Source organism: Streptococcus equinus (assembly GCF_900101445.1).
In the GTDB taxonomy this organism is placed as follows: domain Bacteria; phylum Bacillota; class Bacilli; order Lactobacillales; family Streptococcaceae; genus Streptococcus; species Streptococcus equinus_B.
The window spans coordinates 469,174-493,268 of the sequence record NZ_FNKE01000001.1 but is presented as its reverse complement, the minus strand read 5'-3'; the positions used below and the strand labels follow the sequence as shown (position 1 = coordinate 493,268).

The 24,095-nt window shown below is 37.6% G+C and carries 21 protein-coding genes; 2 read left to right on the top strand and 19 right to left on the bottom strand.

Annotation, left to right across the window (positions count from 1 at the left end; translation table 11 throughout):
- Nucleotides 1-187: 187 nt before the first annotated feature.
- The gene (locus BLR83_RS02490; protein WP_200796308.1) at nt 188-676 is read left to right on the top strand and encodes a restriction endonuclease subunit S; all 489 of its coding nucleotides are present in this window, start codon (nt 188-190) and stop codon (nt 674-676) included.
- Between the two features lie 64 nt (nt 677-740).
- Nucleotides 741-1,667, top strand: a complete 927-nt coding sequence (locus tag BLR83_RS02485; RefSeq protein ID WP_200796315.1) for a site-specific integrase — start codon at nt 741-743, stop codon at nt 1,665-1,667.
- A 41-nt stretch (nt 1,668-1,708) separates the two neighbouring features.
- Here the strand turns inward: BLR83_RS02485 and BLR83_RS02480 are convergent, their stop codons facing one another.
- From BLR83_RS02480 to BLR83_RS02390, 19 genes are all read right to left on the bottom strand, one after another.
- Entirely contained in the window at nt 1,709-4,654 is a 2,946-nt protein-coding gene (locus tag BLR83_RS02480; protein ID WP_074560108.1) for a type I restriction endonuclease subunit R, read from the bottom strand.
- Between the two features lie 6 nt (nt 4,655-4,660).
- Complete coding sequence (locus BLR83_RS02475) at nt 4,661-5,872, bottom strand: restriction endonuclease subunit S (protein WP_074560107.1); 1,212 nt, start codon at nt 5,870-5,872, stop codon at nt 4,661-4,663.
- A 1-nt stretch (nt 5,873) separates the two neighbouring features.
- A complete protein-coding gene (locus tag BLR83_RS02470) occupies nt 5,874-7,469 on the bottom strand; it encodes a type I restriction-modification system subunit M (protein WP_074560105.1) in 1,596 nt (531 codons plus the stop codon).
- A gap of 232 nt (nt 7,470-7,701) precedes the next feature.
- Complete coding sequence (locus BLR83_RS02465; RefSeq protein ID WP_074560104.1) at nt 7,702-8,061, bottom strand: hypothetical protein; 360 nt, start codon at nt 8,059-8,061, stop codon at nt 7,702-7,704.
- A gap of 2 nt (nt 8,062-8,063) precedes the next feature.
- Nucleotides 8,064-9,479, bottom strand: coding sequence for a Y-family DNA polymerase (locus BLR83_RS02460; protein WP_074560102.1), 1,416 nt, complete (start codon nt 9,477-9,479; stop codon nt 8,064-8,066).
- Nucleotides 9,480-9,683 carry a hypothetical protein gene (locus tag BLR83_RS02455; RefSeq protein ID WP_074560101.1) on the bottom strand — a complete coding sequence of 68 codons (204 nt, stop codon included), beginning with the start codon at nt 9,681-9,683 and terminating at the stop codon, nt 9,480-9,482.
- A gap of 1 nt (nt 9,684) precedes the next feature.
- Nucleotides 9,685-10,371, bottom strand: coding sequence for a LexA family transcriptional regulator (locus BLR83_RS02450; protein ID WP_074560099.1), 687 nt, complete (start codon nt 10,369-10,371; stop codon nt 9,685-9,687).
- A 189-nt stretch (nt 10,372-10,560) separates the two neighbouring features.
- Complete coding sequence (dhaM, locus tag BLR83_RS02445) at nt 10,561-10,938, bottom strand: dihydroxyacetone kinase phosphoryl donor subunit DhaM (protein ID WP_074560098.1); 378 nt, start codon at nt 10,936-10,938, stop codon at nt 10,561-10,563.
- Nucleotides 10,931-11,521 carry a dihydroxyacetone kinase subunit DhaL gene (gene dhaL, locus BLR83_RS02440; protein ID WP_074560096.1) on the bottom strand — a complete coding sequence of 197 codons (591 nt, stop codon included), beginning with the start codon at nt 11,519-11,521 and terminating at the stop codon, nt 10,931-10,933. Before dhaL ends, dhaM begins: the two co-directional genes overlap by 8 nt.
- Before the next feature lie 156 nt (nt 11,522-11,677).
- Nucleotides 11,678-13,003 (bottom strand): MATE family efflux transporter, encoded by a 1,326-nt coding sequence (locus BLR83_RS02435; RefSeq protein WP_074560095.1) that lies wholly within the window; start codon nt 13,001-13,003, stop codon nt 11,678-11,680.
- Between the two features lie 149 nt (nt 13,004-13,152).
- Nucleotides 13,153-13,815: a CPBP family intramembrane glutamic endopeptidase gene (locus BLR83_RS10030; RefSeq protein ID WP_074560093.1), complete on the bottom strand. Its 663-nt coding sequence runs from the start codon at nt 13,813-13,815 to the stop codon at nt 13,153-13,155.
- A gap of 227 nt (nt 13,816-14,042) precedes the next feature.
- Nucleotides 14,043-18,371: a glycoside hydrolase family 70 protein gene (locus BLR83_RS02425; RefSeq protein ID WP_074560092.1), complete on the bottom strand. Its 4,329-nt coding sequence runs from the start codon at nt 18,369-18,371 to the stop codon at nt 14,043-14,045.
- Between the two features lie 53 nt (nt 18,372-18,424).
- Nucleotides 18,425-19,321 (bottom strand): Rgg/GadR/MutR family transcriptional regulator, encoded by an 897-nt coding sequence (locus BLR83_RS02420; RefSeq protein ID WP_074560090.1) that lies wholly within the window; start codon nt 19,319-19,321, stop codon nt 18,425-18,427.
- 230 nt (nt 19,322-19,551) lie between these two features.
- Nucleotides 19,552-20,223, bottom strand: coding sequence for a methyltransferase family protein (locus tag BLR83_RS02415; RefSeq protein ID WP_074560089.1), 672 nt, complete (start codon nt 20,221-20,223; stop codon nt 19,552-19,554).
- 19 nt (nt 20,224-20,242) lie between these two features.
- Nucleotides 20,243-21,067, bottom strand: a complete 825-nt coding sequence (locus BLR83_RS02410; RefSeq protein ID WP_159427750.1) for a CPBP family glutamic-type intramembrane protease — start codon at nt 21,065-21,067, stop codon at nt 20,243-20,245.
- Nucleotides 21,068-21,145: 78 nt separating this feature from the next.
- Nucleotides 21,146-21,886, bottom strand: a complete 741-nt coding sequence (locus tag BLR83_RS10025) for an alpha/beta fold hydrolase (protein ID WP_234793093.1) — start codon at nt 21,884-21,886, stop codon at nt 21,146-21,148.
- Nucleotides 21,887-21,913: 27 nt separating this feature from the next.
- Nucleotides 21,914-22,681 (bottom strand): CPBP family intramembrane glutamic endopeptidase, encoded by a 768-nt coding sequence (locus tag BLR83_RS02400; RefSeq protein ID WP_074560085.1) that lies wholly within the window; start codon nt 22,679-22,681, stop codon nt 21,914-21,916.
- A 145-nt stretch (nt 22,682-22,826) separates the two neighbouring features.
- Nucleotides 22,827-23,564, bottom strand: a complete 738-nt coding sequence (locus BLR83_RS02395; RefSeq protein WP_074560083.1) for a LiaF domain-containing protein — start codon at nt 23,562-23,564, stop codon at nt 22,827-22,829.
- The gene (locus BLR83_RS02390; protein WP_074560081.1) at nt 23,561-24,022 is read right to left on the bottom strand and encodes a LytTR family DNA-binding domain-containing protein; all 462 of its coding nucleotides are present in this window, start codon (nt 24,020-24,022) and stop codon (nt 23,561-23,563) included. Before BLR83_RS02390 ends, BLR83_RS02395 begins: the two co-directional genes overlap by 4 nt.
- Between the last annotated feature and the right edge of the window lie 73 nt (nt 24,023-24,095).

Genomic DNA, 24,095 nt, shown 5'->3' with positions numbered 1-24,095 from the left:
TTAGCACAAAATCAAGGAAGTTTTTAGTCACGGTATCATTTCTTTTGGAAAATGGCGGAGCTGTATAGAAGATTTTGAGAGAACAATGCTCATTTGAATTTTTTGTAAGTGTGGAGAAAATTAGCTAGCGCTGGAAGAATTGGGGAGGGGAAATAATCACGCTTGGGAACAGCGTAAGTTGGGAGAAGTGTTTAATGAGCGTTCTGAGAGAGCAGCAGGAAACGAAGAATTATTGTCTGTTACTATTTCAAACGGAGTAATTAGACAAATCGATTCTGAAAAGAGAAATATTGCATCAGAAGATAAAAGTAATTATAAAGTTGTAAAAAAGGGGGATGTTCCATATAATTCTATGAGAATGTGGCAGGGTGCTGTTGGAACTTCTGATTATGATGGTATTGTAAGTCCTGCCTACACGGTTCTAGTTCCTAAGAAGAACTGCAATGGTAAATTCTTTATGGAATTATTTAAAAAGCAACCAACACTTGAAATCTTTAAAAGATGGTCTCAAGGTCTTACCTCTGATACATGGAACTTAAAATATCCTGTTCTCTCAACAATACCTTTTATGGTACCGAGTGTAAGCGAGCAAGAAAAAATCGGTGAATACTTCTCGAATTTAGACCGCCTCATCACTCTTCATCAGCGTAAGGATTTTGTACGATTTACACTCTAAAAAAGCATAATTTTTAAGCATTGTGTTACATTATTGTCAGGAGGTTTATATTAAAATGGATGAAATGATAATCAATTCTGAAACAATGTTATTTTGCGACTACTACAAACAATGGATTATGGTTTATAAAGAGGGAGCTATTAGACCAATTACCATGCAAAAATACTATATGGCCTATCGATGGCTTGAAAAGCTTGTCCCAAAGCTACAGATACAGCATTTAGACCGTATTTCTTATCAAAAAATTTTAAACCAATACGCTAGTGTCCATGAAAGACAGACGACTATGGATTTTCATCATCATTTAAAATGTGCTATTCTCGATGCGGTAGATGAGGGGCTTATTCCCCGAGATCCAACTCGAAAGGCTATTATTAAGGGAAAACAGCCACGTGAAAAGAAGCCTAAATTTCTCAATCAATACGAACTCCATAAACTTCTTGATGATTTGGATTTAAAAGGTGAGATTAATATGGATTGGCTCATTCTTCTTATTGCCAAAACAGGCTTGCGCTTTTCTGAAGCTTTAGCACTAACCCCAAAAGATTTTGATTTAACACGACAAACCCTCTCCGTCTCAAAAACATGGAACTATAAAGAAAATGGTGGCTTTCTTCCCACAAAGAACGAATCTTCTATCCGTAAAATTCCTATCGACTGGCAAACCGTCATTCAATTTGCCGAGCTTTTAAAGAGTTTACCCGAAGATAAACCTATTTTTGTCAAAGGAAAAGTATACAATTCTACCGTCAATGACCGCCTAGCACGCCATTGTAAAAATGCTGGTGTTCCAGTTATTTCTATTCATGGTTTACGTCACACCCACGCATCACTACTACTCTTTGCAGGTGTATCTATAGCAAGCGTTGCTAGACGATTAGGACACTCTAATATGACAACAACACAAAAAACATATCTCCACATCATTAACGAGCTAGAAAGTAAAGATATCGATATTATCATGCGGTCATTATCAAGTTTAAATTCGTAAAAAATAGACCTTGAAGTATTGCTACTTCAGGGTCTATTTCATTAATTAAATAATGGTGCTATTTCTGGCATCAAATTTTCTTTAAAATCTTTAATCATAGCACTAAAGAACTTGAATTTTTTAACAGGCTCTTCTGTTGCTTCTTTGTATGCTGCATAATCAGCTTTTTCTTTCAATTTACTTTCATTAGCTAGTTTACCATCTTTGAAATGATAGGCTTCATATTTGACATCATCAAAATCTACAAACCATTTTTCAGAGAACAATCTAATTTCTTTGTCAATTGCTGATTGTCGCATTTGATTAATGATAACTGATACATCTTGATTTTCGTATTTTTCACTATTATTTACAATATCTTCAAGAACACCTTCTAACAATGCACCAAGTTTTGGATTATCTTCAGAATATGCCGCTATAATTTCTTTGATTTCATTAAGTTTTTTATTGTATTCTGCTTCACTCTCAACCTCACCAAGAGAATCAACAAAACCACTAATTAAATCGATGATATAGTCATAGTCAACTTTTATCTTATCAAAAGCGACTAGTTCATAATCATCTATGATTGGCTCATCGTCTACTTTGTCTTCTGGTTTATCTTCTTTTAGTTCTGCCAAAACATTTTTATAAACCGCTGCATAATCTTCATATTCTTCTTGTGAAAAATAATTATCTTTCAAAATTTGTGGATCATAAGTTGAAAATGCTTTTAGATGATTAAATGAGCGGTCCAAATCTCTAAAGACAAAGATAAATTGTTTCTTTTGTTTTTCAGATAATCCGATAACATCTTGAGGAGTATCTGCTAGATTACGGACAGATTTTAACGAAGTAACAAATTCTTCCTTAACAGCCTCGTAGTCTTCTGCTAATGGTTTTCCTTCTCCACCACGTGAATATAATGCTAGCGCTGAATCAATAGCTTCCTTGAAAGCTTGCGGAGATTGGAAAGTTACAATTTGGCCATATTGCTTTTTAGTATCAAAAAGACGATTAGTACGTGAAAAAGCTTGAATTAAGTTTTGAGGAGACATCGGTTGACGATCAATGAAAAGTGTTGACAAACAAGGAGCATCAAATCCCGTCAAAAGTCTATCGACAACAATAACGATATCAAGTTGCTGACTACGATTTAAGTATTTTTTCTCTTTACGCGCTAAGCGATCGTTCAAATTAGCATTGTAAGCATTGATACCCGCCAGATTATAATTTGTACCAAACATATCATTATAATCGTCCAAAGCTTCTTTCATCTTATCTTGATTAAGTTTAGAAGCTTCATCGTTTTCAGTAACTGAATAAGTAATCGCAAATTTTGGGAAATCAGGTAAAGCACGACGAATGTCATCACTTATTTTTAGCTCATCCTTACCAGCTTTAATTGATTTTAACAATTCATAGTATTTCTGAGCTTGTTCAATCGAACTTACAGTAAACATAGCTTCATAGGTCTCACCTCTACCTTTTTCCATACCAAATTTGGCAAAAGATTTGTTCAAAATAACATCTAAAACTTGACGCATATGAGCTTCTTTTCCATAGGTACGCTCCTCTTCTTCTGGAGTAAGCCCGTTTTTACCAAGTGTTTCGACCATAAAACCAAGTACTGCTCCATCATGAATCGCTTCTTTGATAGTATAGCTGTGCAAGCAATTACCGTATAGTTGTTCTGTCGTTTGTGCTAAATCACCTTTTTGCTCGTATTTATTGGCTTCAAAGATTGGTGTTCCTGTAAAACCGAACCACAATGAATTGGCAAAGAAAGCTTCAATATCTCGTTTAGTCTGTGGAGTTACTGCCCTGTGACATTCATCAACAACAAAAGCGACCTTCAAAGCACGAATCTTATTATACTCTGGTGTCCCCTCTGTCAAACGCTTATTGACCATCGTTTGCATTTTTTGGCGCGTGGTTACAATCATTTGACGTTTACCATCAGTCATCTTTTTAATTAATGAATTAACATTTTCGGTATCATCAACGTCAATCGTATCATTATCAGCATATGACTGAAAGGCTAATTTGGTTTGTAAATCAAGGTCTTTTCGGTCAATTAGGAAGATTGTCTTTTCGATTGATGGAATATCCATTAAAAGGTTACGAGTAGCCTTGTAAGAAGTCATGGTCTTACCAGAACCTGTCGTATGCCAAATAAAACCAGATTTACCATGTTTTGAAGCATCACGCATAGCTTCAATAGCATGGATTTGATAAGGACGTAAAACTAGAAGTTTTTTCTTATCGTTATCAAGTACGATATACTTCGTTACCATTTCATGTGCTTCTGGAATTCTTAAAACTGCTTTTGCAAAGTCAAGAAAATCAGGCACTGGTTGATTTTTACTGTCAATCCAACCTGTTAAGAATTTTTTATTCAACTCGTTGTCTCTGGCGGCTGAGAAGTATTTAGTATCAACACCATTGCTGACAACAAACATTTGAACATTTGAGAAAAGGCCACGGAACTTGCCTTCAGCAATATATTTCTTGATTTGGTGGAATCCATCCATATAAGAATGGTCTTTATTCTTTAATTCAATATGAATCATCGGAATTCCGTTGATGAGTAAAGTCACGTCAAAACGACGGTCACGCGCATCATCTTCGTCACCAAAAGCTTGATATTGATTAATCACTTCATAGACACTAGTCCCACCAGCGATATGCTCGTTATTTAAAACCAACAAATGGAGTGTTTCATTACCACGTTGAACGTGCACATACACTTGACCATTTTCACCAACTAGCCATTTTCCTGCGTCGTAAAAAGAAGCATGTGATAAATCATTTTTAATTTTAGCAAACTCGCTGTCAGTTAGATGACCATCGTTTAATTTTGCTTTGTTATTTTGCTCGAGAATATATCTAAAATTGTCCCAAAGCTCTTCTTCTGTTCTAATGTCAGGACGATAAGTCCATTGAGACTCGCCATGACACAGTTGATCAATCAGTTTTTGTTCTAAAACTGATTCTAATTCTGCCATAATCTCTTATCCTTTCTTGGGAAACATGTTTTGTAACATGAATTTTTTCAATTCTTTTAACTGCTCACACTTACGTTGATGAAGAGTGATGAGGGAATCAAGTTCTTTAAAGTACCTTCCCATTTTTCTTTGTTCAGCATAAGAAGGAAACGCTACTGGGATTATAGAAAGTGTTGGGAACTGTACTCTTTGTTTTTCAATCAAGGATCCGGTAGCATAAGTTTTATATAATAACAATGCCTGTGGGCTCTTTAACCACGTGTTGATGTAGTACGCATCATTGTCACTTTTTGCAATCATAGTAGTGTAATAGCCTGAAACAGCAACACTCTTCGACATCCCATTATAACCGACAGCCCCTAGTGTCATGTTCATCGGATTATATACAATATCACCGGGGCGAACTTCTTTAAAATTATCTTCCTTCTTAACAAGGAATTCTCGGTTATATCTTTCAGACTTAGGAGTTAATCCGTCCTCAACAGTCAAACTCCATAATTCGATGTCTTGCTCATTCGGATTTGCAAAATTTGATGTTTGTTCAAATACGTTTCCCAACTTACGCTGTTCCCAATCGTCAGTAAATCCTTGAAAACGAATCTCTGGATTTTTTTCACCTTTTTTCGGAAACATTTTTTGAAGCATGAATTTTTTGAGCTCTTTTGTCTGGTCACACTTACGCTGATGAAGAGTGATGAGGTGATTTAATTCAGTAAAAATTCCTCCAATTTTCTCTTGCTCTTCAAATGTCGGAAAAGGAATTTCTAATTTTTTAATTATCTGTGCAGACAGATTTCCTTGTCCCCCTTGGAGATATTTATCAATGATATTTTCTTTCTCATTCCTAAACCATTCAATTATGAAATCTGCATTATATCCTTTATTAGGAGCAATAGCTAATATCGCTTGATTTATAGCGCCATTAATGTTTGAACGACTAACTTCACCGCTTGTAGCTCCATATAGCGCATATAAAATGTCTCCCTTAGATACCATTTTTGCTGATGAATTTTCTAAACCTTTCTGGGTAATAAAAAGTTCAGTATGATTTTTGTAAATTTCACCTGATCGAATGAAAGGAATTGTTCCGTTATAGTATTCTGAATTGCCAGCTTGGGGTGTGCCGCCAGAGTAGGATGTTGTAACCTCGTCAACCTTACGCTGTTCCCAATCATCAGTAAAACCTTTAAATCTTATTTTAGGTACTTTATTAGTCATCTTACATCTCCTTAAATACCTTGAGAAAGGCTTCTACTGAGTCTTTAGTCTCACTATCAGCAAATGTCAAATCGCTCAACATATCAAGGAAATTAGCGTTAGCTTCATTAATCGCTTTATTTGTTTCCTCGATTTCTTTCGTCAATGCTTTCAAATCTACTGGAATTTCTTCTTCACTAGTATCAACATAACGTGGGATATTAAGATTAAAGTCATTTTCTTCAATATCTTCAAATGAAGCTAGGTAGGCTTCTTTTTCGACATTTTCACGATTTTTATAAAGTTCTAGTACATGCTCGATATGCTCATCTTTCATGACATTTTGTTTTTTCTCTTTTTCAAATTGTTTTGAAGCATCGATAAAGAGAACATCACGACCTTCGCGGTGTTTTTTCAAAACGATAATACATGTTGGGATTGACGTATTATAGAACATGTTAGCAGGAAGCCCAATAACTGCATAAATTGAACCATTTTTAAGAAGTGTTTCACGAATTGTTTTTTCAGCAGCACCACGGAATAAAACACCGTGAGGAAGTACAATTGCCATTGTTCCTGTTTGTTTCAAGTGGTAAAAACCATGAAGTAGGAAAGCATAGTCTGCTTTTGATTTTGGTGCTAATTTTCCACCATAATCCATGAAACGTTCATCTTGTAAGAAGCCTTTTGCTGCAGACCATTTTGCTGAATATGGTGGGTTCATAGTAACCATATCAAAGCCAGTTTCAACATCTGTTGGCCAGTCAGCATCAAGTGTATCTGCATTACGTAATACTTGATTATCAGGATGAACTTTGTGTAGGAACATATTCATACGAGCAAGGTTGTAAGTTGATGGCATCAATTCTTGACCATAGTACTTAATATAACCTGGCTCACTAGAATAATTCTTACAGCTCAAAAGCAAAGAACCTGACCCCATACATGGGTCATAGACTTGCAAGCCTTTTTTATCTTCTTGTCCCATAATGGCAATACGTGTCAAAAGTTGAGCTGGGCCATGTGGTGTATAGAATTCTCCAGCTTTTTTACCAGTTTCAGAGGCGAATTGACCAATCAAATACTCATAAGCATTTCCAAGGACATCACCTTCGGCATGGATAAGGTCAGCATCTTCCAAAACTCGAAGAACTTCAGCAACTGTCGCGCTTTGTTTTTGGTCACCAGTTCCAAGACGATTTGAATACAAATCAACGTCTGCAAACAACCCATTGAAAAGTTCATCTGATTCATGAATACGATTAAATGCAGATTGAAGTTTTTCACGATTGAAGGCATTAAGCTTCACATCTTTTAACATGCTTGTATAAGTCATTTGAGGTTCAAGCGTGTAATGAAGAGACTCTTTTAATTCTTTAAGGAACTCTTCTGCATCATCCTCTTGCATTTCTTCTTCATACGCTGCTTGTGCTTCTTCTAATGTTTCTGGCATTTCATCATTCAAAAGGTCATAAGCACTCACAAGGTAAGAGTCTGATAAATATTTATAAAAAATAAGGCCTAATAAGTAAGTCTTGTATTCATTCGCATCCATTTTCCCGCGAAGAACATCTGCTCCACTCCATAGTACCTGCAATAAATCTTTACTCTCAGCCATAAAATAATTTCCTTCTAATATATTTTAAAAATATCAAATCTATTATAACATGGTTCCAGCACGTGCGGAACCGTTATCTTGACTAATCAAACAAAAATCCCCTATCTAGCTTCCATATAAAACTAGATAAGGTGATTTTATTTAATCTTCTTGTTCTTCATCTTCCAACCCCACCAACTGGCGTTGGCGTTTATTGGCTTGGTCTGCGATGTATTTGAAAACTGTGTCCCTCTCACACTCCTTCAACTTCCACGCCGATGGCTAGGATGTCTTTGGTTTGGATGAGGTGGTGATGATCTTGGGTTTTGATGGTGATTTCGTGTGGGGTGAGGTCGGTGATTTTGCCTTTTAGGTGTTTGGTGTGGTCTTTGTCTTTAGCGATTGTAAAAACACCAGTGAGGTGGCTGGTGTAGAGTTGGCTGAGGAGCAGCGCTTTTTGGTCTTGGGTAAGGTTGGTGTGTAGGAGTTCTTTGGTTTTATCGGCTTTGAGTGAGCTGGTGTGTTCGGATAAGAAAAAGCCCATCCATTTTTCCATGCCTCTGTCATAGTGCTCACGCGCCGATTGAAATGGTAAATAACTGCGGTCAATCATCTTTAACTTAATCCGTCCAATCCTCCTGCGGAATGCCCACCGACCAATTTGCTGCGCTCTAGGCTACGTGAAGCTTCTTGCAAAGCATTAGCCTTTTGAATGGTCGTAAAGCCAAATTGGTCTCGGATGGCATCAATGGCTGATTGGAGCCTTTCTTCTTTTTCTATGGTTTCAATGTCGTCAAATAAAGAAATGGTGCTGTAGGAGTCATCAACTAAGCCAGCATAAGACACTGCGATATGTCTGACAGCACCTGAATCGTATTTTTTGCGCAGCAAAGTTAAAACGTGCTCAGTCAGTTGTTTGGTGTTATTGCTAGGCTCGATTTTCATTTGCGCCTGAATGCGGTGCTTTTTCTCTTGCTTTGAAAAGCCGACATAAATCGACACATTTGTCGCCTTCTTGTGAGCTCTTCTCAGGCGAATAGCAACCTGCTCTGCCATTTCCCTAAAAACTAACTCGATATCAACCTTCTTATAATAATCACGTGGCAGAACTTGAGAGTTGCCGATGCTTCGTGATTTGGGTTTGTAGGGCTTGTGGACGTTGCTCTCATCGATACCGTTAGCGTGAAAGAAAAGGTCAACGCCGACAACACCCAGTTCTTTTTTGAGAATATCGGGGTTAAAGTTAGCTAGGTCTTTGATAGAGAAAATGCCCAGTTTATTCAGGCGCTTTTCCATGCGGCTACCAATTCCCCAGAAGTCAGTCATCTTAGGAATCGCCCAGACTTTTGTCTCGACGTCTTCATAGGACCAATTGGCACGCATGTTTTGATTGTGCTTAGCTTCGTTATCCAAGGCGAGTTTTGCCAGCAAGGGATTGGCGTTTGACATGCCAACTGTCGAGTAAATACCTGTTTTTTGCCAAATTTCACGTTGAATCATGGCAGAAACTTTATCAAGCTTTTCTTTCTTGCTCAGGGATTTATCAGGGATAAAGTAATTCAGCGACGAGGTCAAATCAATAAAGCCTTCATCGATAGAGTAAGGTAAAATATCCTCAATACTGCCGTAATTCTGGAAAATGTGCTGGATTTCTAGATTTTTCTCGATGTAACGGCTCATCCTAGGTGGCACAATCCAAGTCGCCTTTGCCCAGTTTTCAATGAAAGCCACATACTCAGGCGTCGTTGGTAAACCTTGGCGTTTGGCATTGTAATAGGAGAACTTGCGCGTGTGAACATCAAAAGGCAAATCATAAGCTCGGCTGACATTTGACTTGCCAAAAACTTTTTTGAACGTCGGTGAAGACGCCAAAATCAAGCCACTAGCATTTTCAGCACGGCTCATGACGCAAAGCGAGGTTTTTAGCGGGTGCAAACCACGATCGACACATTCCACGCTGGCATAAAATGATTTCATATCCACAAAAGCGATGTCTGCGCGTGGCTCCCGTGAATAATCAAAATAGCCCATCTAAGCCTCCATGGTAATCAGGATAGAATCATTAACCAAAAAGGCATATGGTGAGAGTTCGCTGTCTTGATTTTCTGGTAAATAAACCCTTGAAAAGCGCTGATGCATGACGGAATCCGCAAAATCATCCATATCAAAAATTTCGACCTTGCTATCAGGAGCTAGGTCATATGAATCCAAGTCTAAAATATCTTTTAATCGCATCTTATCCTCCTATGATTGGTATAAAACTTCCGACGATTTTCCCGACAATACGCGGATTTTCATCGTATGGTGCAAATTTATCGGCGTAATCTTTGTTGATTGATACTAGGCGTAGCCCATTTTCCTCGCGGTAAACTTTTTTGATATAAGTCTGTGAATTCCAAACAACGGCGTAAACCGCACCGTCATAATCAAAACCAGTCTCACGAATGAGAGCCACAGAGCCATTGTGATAAGTAGGCTCCATAGAATCCCCATCAATCCACGAGGCAAAATCATGCGCCAAGTCTTTATCAAAATAAACCGTGTCGTAATCCATGTCATCATAAATGTTAGCCCCGACACCAGCTGACAAACGCTCATAAACCTTGTAAGCAAAACGCGGCTCTTGCACGATTGAGACAACTTTGCTTTGCTGCTCAAGTAAATCTTGAACATAAGTCAGAGCTTTTTCTTGATTCTGGTCAGTTAACTGCTTGTACAAAGTTGCAATTTCAAGCTCGCTAAAATAACCATGTGGCACCTGCAAAAGCTCTTCTAATTTAGCCAAATTAGCCTTAGTAGGCTGAGTTGTTCCCTTCTCCCATGTGAAATAAGACTGCTTAGAAATGCCAAGTTCCTTTGCCAATTCGGTCTGCTTCAAACCAAGTTCTAAACGACGATTTTTTAACTTTTCAGGATAATACATCACACTCACCTCTTTTATCTCTAAACTCTCACTGATTTTTAGTCAGTTATATAACTGACTTTATTATATAAAAAAAGTGGACGAGTGTCCACTTAAAAAATAAACTAGAACTTTTCATACTGATTTTTAATAATTTACCAGTTTTTAGACCAAAAAAAGCGGACTTACGTCCGCTTGAGGTGTTTAATCTTATTTATCGATGTCCATTTCGCGAAGTTGTTCGATGACCGCTTCAAATGGAACTCCTGCTTGTAGCAATGATGCTGCGGTATAAGCACCTTCGACAAGTGGTACTTTACACATCAAGATGTTCTTTTCAGAAAGCTCACCAACCATTTCAAGATTCATTTTTGAAGAGCCAAAATCAAAGAATCCTAGCAAGGTATCTGCAGCGTTGTTATCGACAGTTTCTTTGATTTGTTGGAAACTTGTTCCGATTCTACCATCTTCAGTTCCACCAGAAAATGTAATTGGAACATCTGTTGCCACTTGTGAGATTAAATCTACGACACCCTGAGCAATATCTTTTGAGTGTGACACAATAACAATACCAGTTTTTTTAGACATAATCTTTTTCCTCCGCTTCTAATAGTGCTTTAAACAATAAACCAGATGAATATGAACCAGGATCGACAAGCCCAAGCGAACCATCTGCAGCATATGCATGACGTCCCTTTTTAGCTCTCAAAAGAGCCGTCTTTAGAATATACTCATCAATACGCTCTGGTGTTAACTGATGATTTTTCAGATCTTCCACCACAGGCGCCCAGACATCAACCATGGTCTTATCGCCAATTTCTGCTCGACCACGTCTTTGAATCATAACCAAACCTTCTTTGATGTCATTGTAAAGCGTGCCATGAACTTCTTCAGCTCTCGCCATTCCCAAGAATGCTGAACCATACAACGTTCCAGACACACCACCGACTTTTGTCAAAAGAAGCATCCCCGTTTCTGTAAACAAATCAACTGTCGATGCAAATTCTTTTGGTTCAACGGCATTGACAACAGCCTTCATACCACGTAACATGTTTTCACCATGGTCTCCATCTCCTCCCATCGTCGAATCCAACTCGGCTAGAACAGCCACATTGTCTTGGATTTTTTCGTAAAACAAGATGAGCCACCTTTTTGCAGTTTCTAACTTCATATAAGAACTCCTTTTGTTATCCTAAACACTGCTAAAAGAAAGCGGTATCAGAGAAACCTTTTTCTTCATTATAAACCATTTTGAACAAAAGGTCTTAAATAAAGTCATAAAATAACCAACTTTTTTGACAAGTTGTCAATTCAGGCTAAAATTAGCTTATTTAATGGTGTTCATCCATTTTCTACTACGGAACATAAAGACAGAAACGATAAATCTAAAGACTTCTTCTTGTGACAAGATGAAATAAACCCAGACAATCGGAAGTTTAAGAACCAATCCCGTAAAGAGCCCCAAAGGCACACCAATGCACCACGTTCCCAAAATATCGATAATCATGATGTACTTGGTTCTCCCACCACTTCGGATAACACCACCACCCAAAATCATATTTTGGACTTTAACTGGTGCTAAAATCGCAAAAGTCAACAAGAGTTGCGACCCGACTTGTCTAACATCAGGACCAACATTATATAAGTCAATGTAGAGATTCTCACCCAAAACCAAGAAGAGTGATAAGATGAGAGAGCCTACAAAACCATAAAAGCACAAACGTTTTGAATCTTGATAAGCTCGTTCGAAATCATGCTCACCAAGCCTGCGTCCAATTAAAATCCCCGCAGCTTGAGACAACCCAGACAAAGCCCCGATAAATAAACCTTGAATAGGACCAGTTAGAGACATCCCCGCAAGTTCACTCGTTCCCATGTGTCCATAAATGTAGGTATTGACATTTTGCCCCAAAGTCCAAAGCAACTCATTAACCACAATAGGCGTTAGCATGATGAGGTACTGACTAATCTCAGAACCCTTCATACGCAAATCAAAGCTAAATTGGCAAGTTCTATGGTAAAAATAAACCATCAAAGACAAATTCACTACTTGAGACATTAAACTAGCTAGCGCTGCCCCCTTGATTCCCATGGCAGGAAAACCAAAATGCCCAAAAATCAAAAGATAGTTTAAGCATGTATTGACCACCGCAGCGACTGCACTGATATAGAGCGGATACTTAGCGTAATTTCGGCAACGCAGTTGAACCGCTAAAAGTGTTGCAACCCCAGATAAAGGATAAACCCAAGCTAAGAGCTGAATATATGGTTTAGCCGTCACCACAACTTCAGTATCCTTAGTGAAGATTCCCGCCAAGAAATCAGGCAGAATCAAACACAAGCCCATGGTAAATAGAGCCAAACACAGCATAACTAAAAGATTGACTGACATGCTGGTATTAATCTTTTTCTGGTCATTTTTTCCCATATACTGAGAAACCATGATACCCGTTACGGTCGCAATCGCTCCGCTAACAAAGGCAAAGACAAACTGTGGTTTTCCGCCAACTTCCACCGCTGCAATAGCAGTTTTCCCAAGCTGTCCGACCATTAATTGGTCAATCATTGAAAACGATGACTGCAACATAGCTTGTAAGGCTACGGGAATAGCAATCGCCATTGCTTCTCTTAAAAAATGTTCTCTTTTTGCCATAATTTTTCTCCATCATTATTACTAAGTGCATTATATCGCAAACGCTTGCATATCACTAGTGGTCTATCTGCACAATTTTTTTGGTCATTTAAACCTAAAAAAGCACCCCTAGCCAAATTCAGCTAAAGGTGCTATTTGTAAGATTTCAATTAAGATAACCAATGAATCAAGGTAGCAATCACATCGCTGCCATTGCCGATAAGATTTCCAATAAAATGCGCCGTCATAACAACGTAAATATTTCTAGTTCTGATATACGATAAGCTCAATGAAAATGCCCAAATCATGGTCAAGAAAATTCCCCACCAAGAAAGTGAGTGTTCCAAAGCATAGAGTAGCATACTAAAAAAGGTCGTGAGGATAATCGCCATCTTGCTATCAAACAGAATCATGTTTTTTCGGTAAAATGTCTCTTCGGTCACGGCTGGCAAAAAGATAGTCGAAATGGAAAATACGATTAAGGTCAACCAACTATCTCTTCTTAAACTGATACTCCCTATCTCAAAGTTGGGAAAAAATCCTTCTAACATCCTTGTCAAAGCAAAGGTAAGCACGAACCCTAAAAACGTCAATAAAACCTGAATCCAGTACTTTCTTCCGCTTTTAAAACTCCTAAACCATTCTTTTAAGTTAAGGTCTTTAGAGATGAGAAAATAAACCAAAAGCAAAAAGTAAAATAAAGCGTTGGTGTAGATAAGGTAGCTTGACGGGACAATCAAACACGACAAGATAAAGACCACTTCAATCATAATAGGAATAGCGTTTAAAGCGATGTAATCTCTAAAACTAGTCTTTTTCTGTTTACTCATCATAGCCTGAAATCTCCTTTTTAGATGTTAATTCACTTAGTATTGAAATACTAAGGCACCTTCCTTCACCCAAATTATACACCAATACTAATGAAACTTAAAGTTTTAAGCATAAAAAAGCTACCAAATACTAGCACGCACATCACTAGATTTGATAGCTTTTTATTATGGAGTTATTGCTTGTTTAAATTTGTTTAGTATTAAAATACTAACACGCTTTTGATGACTGATTAAGCTTCTACAAGAGCTACATCTTCATCTTCCAAGTCACCAGTTTTTGCATCGTAATAGTGTTGGTGACCTTCAGCGTCTGTAGCAAATCCGCCTTTAGTTTGCACACCATTTTCATCGAAATGCAATTCTTGACCGTTGATTTCTTGGTCACCTGTTACGACTTGACCGTTTTCGTCAAAGTAATACCAGTTGTCACCATCAGCGATAAATTTATTTGTGGCAAGGTCACCTGAATCTGGATCGTAAAAGTGACGGTTTCCTTCTGCATCTGTTACGAAGATACCTTTAGCTTGAAGACCATCTTCAGCAAAGTAAAGTTTTTGACCACGGATAACTTGTGAACCTGTTGCCAAGTTACCATTTTCGTCAGCGAAATACCAGTGGTTATCACCTGTTGTGAAGAAATCACCAACAAATTTTTCACCAGATTTAGCATCATAGTAACTACGTGTACCATCTTCATTGGTTACGAAGATACCTTTGGCTTGAACACCATTTTCATCGAAGTACAATTGTTGACCGTTAATAGTTTGAGCACCTTTAACAGCTACACCATTTTCATCGAAGTAATACCATCCACCGTTGATAAGAGCGAATTCAGAAGCAACCATTGCACCTGAGTCACCTTTGAAGTAACGTGTATTACCATCTTTGTCTTTAACAAGTTGGCCTTTAACTTGGTTACCATTTTCATCGTAGTATTGGTAATCTTCACCGATTTTAACAAGACCACGCGCCATAATACCGTCTTTACCAAAGTAACGCCAGTTTGTTACAGTCTTAGCAACGCCATCAACTGTTTCAGTTGTATTAAAGGCATAGTAATGACCACCTTCGTAACGGCTACCTGTTTTACCAAAGTAGTATTGGTTTCCTTCTGCATCTTCATAGATAGCATCACGAAGTTCAATACCATTTGGCAAGAAGTAATAAGTTTGACCGTCGATTTCACGCATACCAGTTACCATGTGACCATTTTCGTCAAAGTAGTAACGGTTTCCGTTGTAAAGAACGAATGAAGATTTAGCTTGGTAACCACTTGTTGAGTAGTAAGTCATACCTTTACCATCATAGTAGAAACCAGTTTGTGCAGAATCTGATGTCATTTGTTTTGGAAGGAATGCGCCGTTTTCATTAACGGTGAAGTAAGTACCTGTTGCTTGGTCGTTAAGAACGTAATCTGAACCTTTACCAAGGATGTTTGTACCGTTGAAGTATTCAGCTTTCCAAACTTTAATCTTAGTTGATGGGTCAATTTTCTTACCGTTAGAAATCATGACACGTTCAAAGATTGATGGGTAGTTTTCTTGAAGGTATTCTAAGAATTCACCACCGTATTGAGCTTGGTAGTCTTTACCACTACTTTTAGTGTTTGCGGCATATGGTTTGTTCTTAATTTGAGCACCTTCGCGTTCTTCACCGTAATCGTTAACACGTGTTGCAGTAACGATTTCTTCACCTGGAAGAGCGTAGATTTGGTCTGGAACCCAGTCAGCGATTACTTGAATACCTTTAGAGTGAAGTGCTTTAATGGCATTTCTTAAGTCTTCTGCTGAACCGTATTTATTGTTTTTGCTCATTGCCAAGTCATAACGGTCACTGAAGGCATAACCATTTTGGATGATTGAGTCAAGGAATGTACCGTCAGTTGATGACACGTATTGTGGTGCCAATTCAAATGATGTGACACCCCATGAAGCAAAGAGATCAGCATTTTCAGCAATGACTTTGTTAGTGTATTGTGATGGGTCTTTAACAAAGTCTTGGAAGTTTGAGAATCCTTCAAAGATAACTTGTGAGTCAAGAGCTGCTGAAGTTTCGTAAGTTAATTTACCTGCTTCTTTTGCTTCTGTACTTGCTTTAACACGAATATCTTGGTCAGCTGATGCACCAACTGGTACCCAAACAGTAAGGAAACCATTCATATCAACAGTTTGGAAACCTTTGATTTCATCACCTGTGAAGTAGATAAATCCGTTTTCGTCAACCAATTTAGTGATGTCTGTATCAGAATCGTTAAGGTAAGCTTGCAAACCATTTTCAGTTGGTGAAAGCAAAGGACGGTAGTATTGACCAGCGTGTGCAATACCAACTTGTACAGCAATTTTATCTGAGCTGTTTAATTTAAGGTTTGGATTGTTAGAAATGATTGTCACAATACCTGAAGTTGGAACTGATTCATCTGTTGCTTTTTGATCAGCTGTCATGATACCTTTACCAAAACGAACAGATGTCAAAACGCCACCGTTAGCACCTTCTGGGTATTGAACGTTCATTGCTTGACCACCAGCTGCGTATTTGATACGTGATTTAAGAAGAGCTACGATTTGATCATAGTATGGAGATTTCACTGCCATGTATTGACCGTTATCAGTGAACAAATCACCGTAGTAAACACGTGGAACAGATTCCATATTTGTCAAAAGAAGAGCGTACGCTGCTGGAATATTGAAGTGAGTGTATTTTTTGTGAACACTGTTCATATCAGCGTTATAGATTTCAAAGGCTTTTTGCAATTCATCAAGTGTGAATGTGAAACCATCTGTTTTAGGATTGATTTGACCAGCGATGATTGATGCAATGATACCTTGAACTTCACTATCGTGTGCACGAACGAAAGCATATGATGGCATTGTATCACCATAAGCGCTGTCTACTGTACGGTCAGTCATACCAAGGCTATTGTGAATCAATGATTCCAAGTTTGAACGGCTACCTTCTGGACGTGTCAAAACATCAAGGAAGGCCATACGAAGACCGTTATCGATAGCAAGTGCAGCACCGTTTGTATCGTGGTTGTAATCAGGGTCGTTAAAGCTCCAAGCTTCTAGGATAGAAATGTGAGCAAGTGCTTGTGCTTCTGTTTTGTTAACGCCGTAAGCTGCTTCAAACAAATCAGTGTAAAGTTGAAGAAGGTCAGCATCCACGTTATCTACGGCATCGACACGAACACCATCAAAGTTAGCGTCAGCATCACCAAAGACCACTTTACCCCAGTTCATAAGGTAGTAAAGTTGGTTCAATTGTTCTGCTTGAACAACTGGGTTTGAGTTATCAACGTCGTTTGCAAGCAAGAAGTCATAACCACCTGTACGGTCAGCTTTGTGGTAGTTTGTTTGGCCGTTTTGGTAAGTAGGTGCGCGGTTAAGAAGACGGTAGTCTGAATTAGCCCATTCAGTCAAATCGCTGTTAACGTAAAGAAGGGCACCACCTTGCAAGTGGTCAGTGTCACGATCTTCTGAGTTCATGTTCCATTTGTCTTGAGTTGATACAAATGAAGCAATGATATCACGCAACCAAGCTACGTCACCACGACGTTTGATTTCTTGTTCAATTTTAATTTGAATAGCTTCTGCTGCAACGTTTAGTGTTGATTGTTTATCAGTTGCTGAATATTTTTTATCCATGCCAAAGTATTCAGACATGTGGTTAAGGTAGTTCACTTGTGTGTCAACATCAGGCCACCATGCCATTACCAATGGACGGAAAGTTTCTTCAGTTGAATCTACCCATTTTTCACCATTATCTAAAACTTTAGTAGGGCGATACCAAGAATTAGCTGTTAAATAACCATCAACCAATTCAAAGCTTTTTTCTGTTGAATCGTAAGCTTGGTTATTTTTTGAGAAGTTATCGACAAGGTCTGTCAATCCTTCTGTAAATGAGTAAGTTGATGTTGATGACAAAGCACCTGTTTCAGCATCAAAGTAAAGCAATTGACCATTTACTGTGATGGCAAAGTTTTTCTTAACTGTACCATCTTCTTGGATGTAGTAGTATTTTCCATCAATTTTTTTGATGTTATCCAAGTTCAATTGGTCAACAGCAGCTTTTTCGGCATCTGAATCAGCAGCTTTGTTTGTTTTGTCATCACGTACTTCTTCATCAGTAGCTTTGTGTGATTCTTCTGATGGGTTAGTTTCAGTAGTTTCACTTGTTTCTGTTGAAGTAGCTTCTGAAGGTTTAGTTGTTTCTTCAGATGCTTCAGTTGCTGAAGTTTCAGTAGTCTTGTCATCAGCTTTAGCAGATGTAGCATCTGTAGTTTTTTGTGAGTCCTCCGCAACTACTGTTTCTTCTGTTGATGAAGCTTCAGTTGTTGTTTCTTGACTTTGTTCTGTAGCAGTGCTTGTTTGTGTTTGACTACTACTTGACGCTGGGGTGTCACTTCCTCTTGTAACGGCAACGACGTTTGTTTCGTCGGCAGATACTTCATGTGTAGAGCAAGCAACTCCAACACCAACTCCAACCAATGCCATACTTGTAACGGCAATGGTTACCCATTGTTTTTTAACTTTGTGTAGCTTATAGCGAATCTTGTTTTCCATAAATCCTCCTAAATAAATTCCATAAAAAGACTACACGTATAGTTTACTTAAAATTACAAATGGGTTAATTCTTTTTGCATATGTGATGTTTCTTGTTTTAAATCAGAAATTCTGTCCAACATTTGCTGAGCAATGCTGTGGCATTCTAGAAACATCATGATTTCTGCGCATTTTTCCATTGTCTGAAGACCTGATAAATTACCTGTTTTAAACAGGTAATAGCCTCTGCAGTACTTAATGGCGTTGCGAATGAACAAATCTGTTTCATCCTTTTTCAAATTATCAGCGTAATTCAGCAGCTTAAAAGCTAAGGAAAAACGACTTCTTTCAATACAAACGTTAATCACATTGAACAACATCTGATTGACCAGGCGGCGATTTTCAGGAATTTCTTGATAGAACTGCGTGCGGTTAATCATTTCACAAGCGAAGGTTTCAACCAGGTTACTTGTCATCAATGAAGCGCTGTAAGTGAAAAGCCAGAGCTCATAACGCCCCCATTCTTCAACTGAAAACAGGTAATCTACCAAGAATTGAACATCCTTTTTCGCCACCTTTTCTTTCTTGTCACACTGCTGCAAAACAGCTTTGACAATGATTGTATTAAGTTTGTGAAATTTTTGGCGTAGCGATGAAACTTCTAACTGCTGACATTTGACTAAATAGTGTTTTAGGGTTAGTGTATTTTTTTCAATGTAAGCTTTAGCTACTTCATCTTGAAAAAGCAGTGTTTGATTTTGTAGGTAATTCCTACAAACACACTGAAATTCTGCAATAGAGACATTCATATTCTCTAAACACTGATAAAGCGTATCAGCGTTAATATTACTAACACCACGTTCAAAACGTGATAACTGCGCGATGGAAATAACCTCCCCAGCTATTTCCTTTTGCGATAAACCTTTTGATTCTCTCAAAAGCTTAAAGCATTTTCCCAAATTATTTTCCATGATGTATCCCTTTCCATAAAAAATAGAACAGTATCTATATTACTCCATTTTTAGATTTATGAAAAGATGTTTTTGTATGTTTTCAAGAAAATTTCAGAAAAGTTACAATTGTCATTCGAATTTTGCAGGATTGCAAACTATTATTTTGACACTTCAAATTATTTTTTGCTTCAAACTCCTAAATTCACCAATTGAAATCACAAATAAAAAGCCATTTCCAAAAATGACTTTCACCAAATATAAGGAATTAAGCGATAACGAACTTTTTTCTGATAACTCTTATAACCTTGCAAGTCACGTACCAGAACCGCTTCTTCATTTCGGATACGTTTTACAATAAGAGGCAAGTAAGCAAGTAATATAAGAAATGACACTAGACTACCAAGAACAAGCCCCATCGCTGAAAATAAAAGTAAAGTTGTAGCATACATAGGGTGGCGAACAATGCTATACAAGCCTGTATCAATGACTTTTTGTCCTTCTTGAACCTCAATCGTTCGAGCTAGATAAGCATTTTCACGTAAAACTTCAGCATATAAACCATAAGCTAGCAAGAATATCACAGCGGCGACATAACTGATATTAGGTGATAAGCGCAGCCAATGAAAACGAAAACTAAAACCAGCTGTCAGAAAAGCTGCGATAAACATCAGCGCACTAAACTTAATGACCTGCTGCTGCTCTTTTTCACTTTCTTTGGCATTAAGACGTTTTTTAAGCAATTCTGGACTAAAAATCATCATGACAAGCCCTGCGATAAACATGGGAATAAACAGAATCGCTAACAAAAGCCAAGTATTCCAGTAATGCAAAGTTCCCGCTGGAAGAAATAACAAAGTAGCGACAAGCAAAAAGCCAAGGAAAAACTTAGCCAGAGCTTGCATAAAAAGTTTCTTACTCATTTATCTCACCCCATTCAAATCAAATAGGCAACCCAAATAAACAAAAGCGAATAAAATCAACGGTACCGTGAGCAATCATAGCCGATACAATATCTCGTTTTCTCTGCAAAAAAGCAAAAATCAGTCCAAAAATAAGGATGTATAAAACCACTGAAATCAGCCATTCCAGCAATCCAGATAGAAAACCATTGTTAAAACACTCCACCGTATGTGGTAAAATATGCGGAACAGTCATCATGACATAAGTTGTCAATTCCTGACCTTTCGTATTCAGCTTCTCGCCACTTATCATAGCTAAACAAAAAGCGTAAAAAACAGTTCGATAAACAACTTCTTCAATAATGGCAGGACTTAAAGCAAGTAAAAAGGCTTTAAAAACGTTGGAAGGCTGAAGAGCATTGCTTCCTAACATCAGCAAACAGTTGATAGCACCCCAAATGAGTCCACATAGTATTCCAATACTAACACTTGTTGCAATACTTTTTCTTGAACGTCCTTTAAACCATTTTAGTGCTCCTTCTGTTTTTTGAGCAAAAACAGCCATCACAGCACAAGCCGATAAAAAGACAAGTAAGATATTAAAAATCGATAATGGTGTCATGTGAATTAGTTCTGACAAAGCATACAAACTACAAAGCACACCAGAACTGATAAGGTGCTTACGCTGCAAATAACGATGGTGTTTCCAAAGGATAAAACTAGCAATCACAAGCGCATAAAATTCTAAAAGAAGCAAAATGAGTTGCTTTTGATTTAGTATTAGACTACCTAGCCAAAAAAGTACTAGATATACCAGAAAAGACAGCCAAACCCTATTTAATTTCATATTTTCCTTTTTCATCATTCTCTTTATAATTATCATTGATTATAGTTATCATATCATATTTAAAAATCTTTTACCCAAATCAGGTAAAAGACTCTATCATTTTATAAATGCTTCTAGTTCAGCTACGTAAGCTGCTGTATTAGAAGCAAAATAACCACAATGCGGGTAACCTTTGCGAATAATCACATCGACTTCTGGGAGATATTTTTTAAAAGCTTTTTTAGAAACGCCAAGATCAAAATCTTTCTCACCGTATTCTAAATGAAGTTTACTTTGCTGCTCTTGTGTTAACTGTTGCAAATTATAGTGACAGCATGCGTGACAAATAGCATCGATATCCTGACTAGTAATTCTTTCAAAGTTTTTCGTCATCAACTTAGCCAAATCCTCGCCATACAATTTAACAAGAGATTGTGAAGCAGCTGCACACGATTTTTTAAGTGCTCTTTTCTTTTGTCTGAAAAGAAGGCGCGTGACATTTTCCAACAACCAAGCATTTTTCTTTAGAGCAACTCCATCAAACCAAGCGTGCTCAATTTTGAAGCCTTGGTCATTAAATAATCGCCATCCAATAGCTACACCAAGTGAGGCACCATAAACCAGTTTAATATCAAAATACTCTTTTTCTTCCAAATAAGATTTCAGGTGTTGATACTCATCATCGGCACTCAAATACTGTCCCGCTTTACCATGACCACCTTGGTCAGGTGCGATAATACAATAATCACCTTTCAAATAAGGCTTCATCAAATGATATAAATTTTCACCAGATATCATCATCGGAGCTAAAAGAATTATTTTGGGATGTGCAGAATTACCAAATTCATGGATATACATTTATCACTCACTTCTTTCATTAATTTTTTAATCCTTGTTTTTTAAAAGGAACAAACCATAAACGCCTAACAGAACATAAGCTACAAGTGATGTTACCAAAGCAATTTGCGGATATTGATTGCTTGTTGAAAAGCAAAAAGGAATGCCACAAATGTCGATGACAAAGTGCAAGACGATTGGTACCCAAAGGTTACGAGTTTTTACATAGACACTTCCAAGATAAATACCAAGAGCCATTGCCCAGACAGTTTTACAAATAATTGTTCCAAGTGGTTGTCCAAGTGCCCCAAAGACATGACCAAAACCAAATAAGAAAGAAGTTATCAAGATAGCATACAAGACCGCATTCTGACTATTTCCAAAACAATCTTCTAAAAGATTTTGCAACAATCCTCTCAAATACACTTCTTCTACAACAGCCACACCAACATAATAGACAATTCCTTCGATTAAAACACGCCAAAAAGTCGGTTGATTATCAAATGGTGCTAAACTGATGCAAAAGACAACCGTTACAACAAGTGTCGCTATGATGGCAGGAAAACCGTATCTTTTCAAACCTGTCGTTAAACCAGATTTTCGTAAACCTAACTTCAGTGATTTAATCCAAAATTTTTGGCACAACCAACATACAAGCAAAGCTATGACAAAATTGAGCATCAATGTAAAATACATAGGATTAATATCTTCAAAAGTTATTTTTCCTAAAAAGGCTGCAGGTAAGGCTGAAAGTTCCATAAAAGCCATCAGCAAAGTTAAGATAAGTACTTTCAGTCTTGGTAGCTTATGCATCATTGTTATCTCCTAATTCTAAATGTATCTGCTACAAATTTTCATTAAATTTTCAAAACATTTTTATTATACGTTACCTAAAAATGCATTTCAAGACAAAACTAAAAAAGCCTCAAAGAAATTCTTCAAGGCTTTGTGCTTAGCAACCCTACTCAAAATAAATATCTGTTGTGCCAAGACCATTATCAACGTTAAGGGTCAAGAGCGGTTGGTTAGTATCTGTAGATGATGTGCCGTGCGTATTAATACTTCCAAGACCATTATCAGCATTAAGGCGCACTCTAAATTCTTTTGGCACATAGACTTGCAGTTTTCCTAAACCATTATCAATATCAATCGTTGCGCCTGCCTCATCTAGACTTGTCCCGTTAAGGTAAACCGTCAAACTGCCAAGAGCATTCTCAATTTTACCATGTCTTAACTCATTAACAGACATATAAGCTGTTCGTTCGCCTAAACTATTATCAACCGCAAAAGTCCCTTCGCTATCAGAATATTCTTTAGAACTAAAACCATTGCTTTGTCGGTGTTCGTATTTAGTTGATGCGACATTTACCCTTGGTGTGTGACCGAAAATCATTGATAAGCCAATCCCTACGAGAACTGACACCAAGATAATGGTAACAGGTGAAACCATGCCAATTCCAAGCAAGTCAGAGAATAAGCAAGCAATAATACCAAGTGGCACTGTCACTCCCAAAAAACTACGTTTGCCAAAACCATTTACAATGATAAAGTAAATTAAAATCGCAATTAAAACTACCTTCAACATCATTTTTACAGGCGGAAATGCTGTCAGAATGCCCATTTTATTAAGCATTAGCATGGCAGCAAACAAAATCAACAAAAGTCCTGTGATAATGGAATTGATTCTATGTCTTTTCATCTTTTTAACCTCTTTTCATTCATAATATCAATAAGTGCCTTAATGTAGTTTCTTGAAGCGTAAGCTTTTTTGGTGGAATGGCTAAAGGAAATCTCACTAGCTCCTGTGATATTTTTCTTAATGCCAGAAATTCCTAGCGTATTCACAATCGTTGAGCGCGAAACTCTGACAAAGTCCCTTGGAAGAAGCTCTTCCAGTTCATATAATTTTCGCCTTGTTTTGTAAATGTCCGTTGACGTGTGAATCAGAATGTAATTGCCATCAGATTCCATGAAAATAATGGACTTAAGCTCCAAGAAATGCTCAACATCATCTTGAAAAGCTGATAGACGAAGACTGCCAGAAGATTGACTGACCAAAGTCTTTTGCAGCTCCAAGATATCATCTGTCAACTCTTTACAATGAATGGTAATGTAATCTTGCTCCAAAGAATCATCGACATCAATGGTGATTTTCACTCCTTCAACCCTCCTTTTGATTATAGTAAAACACACTTGCTACTAATTAGCAACAGTTTGGGACAAGAGGTTA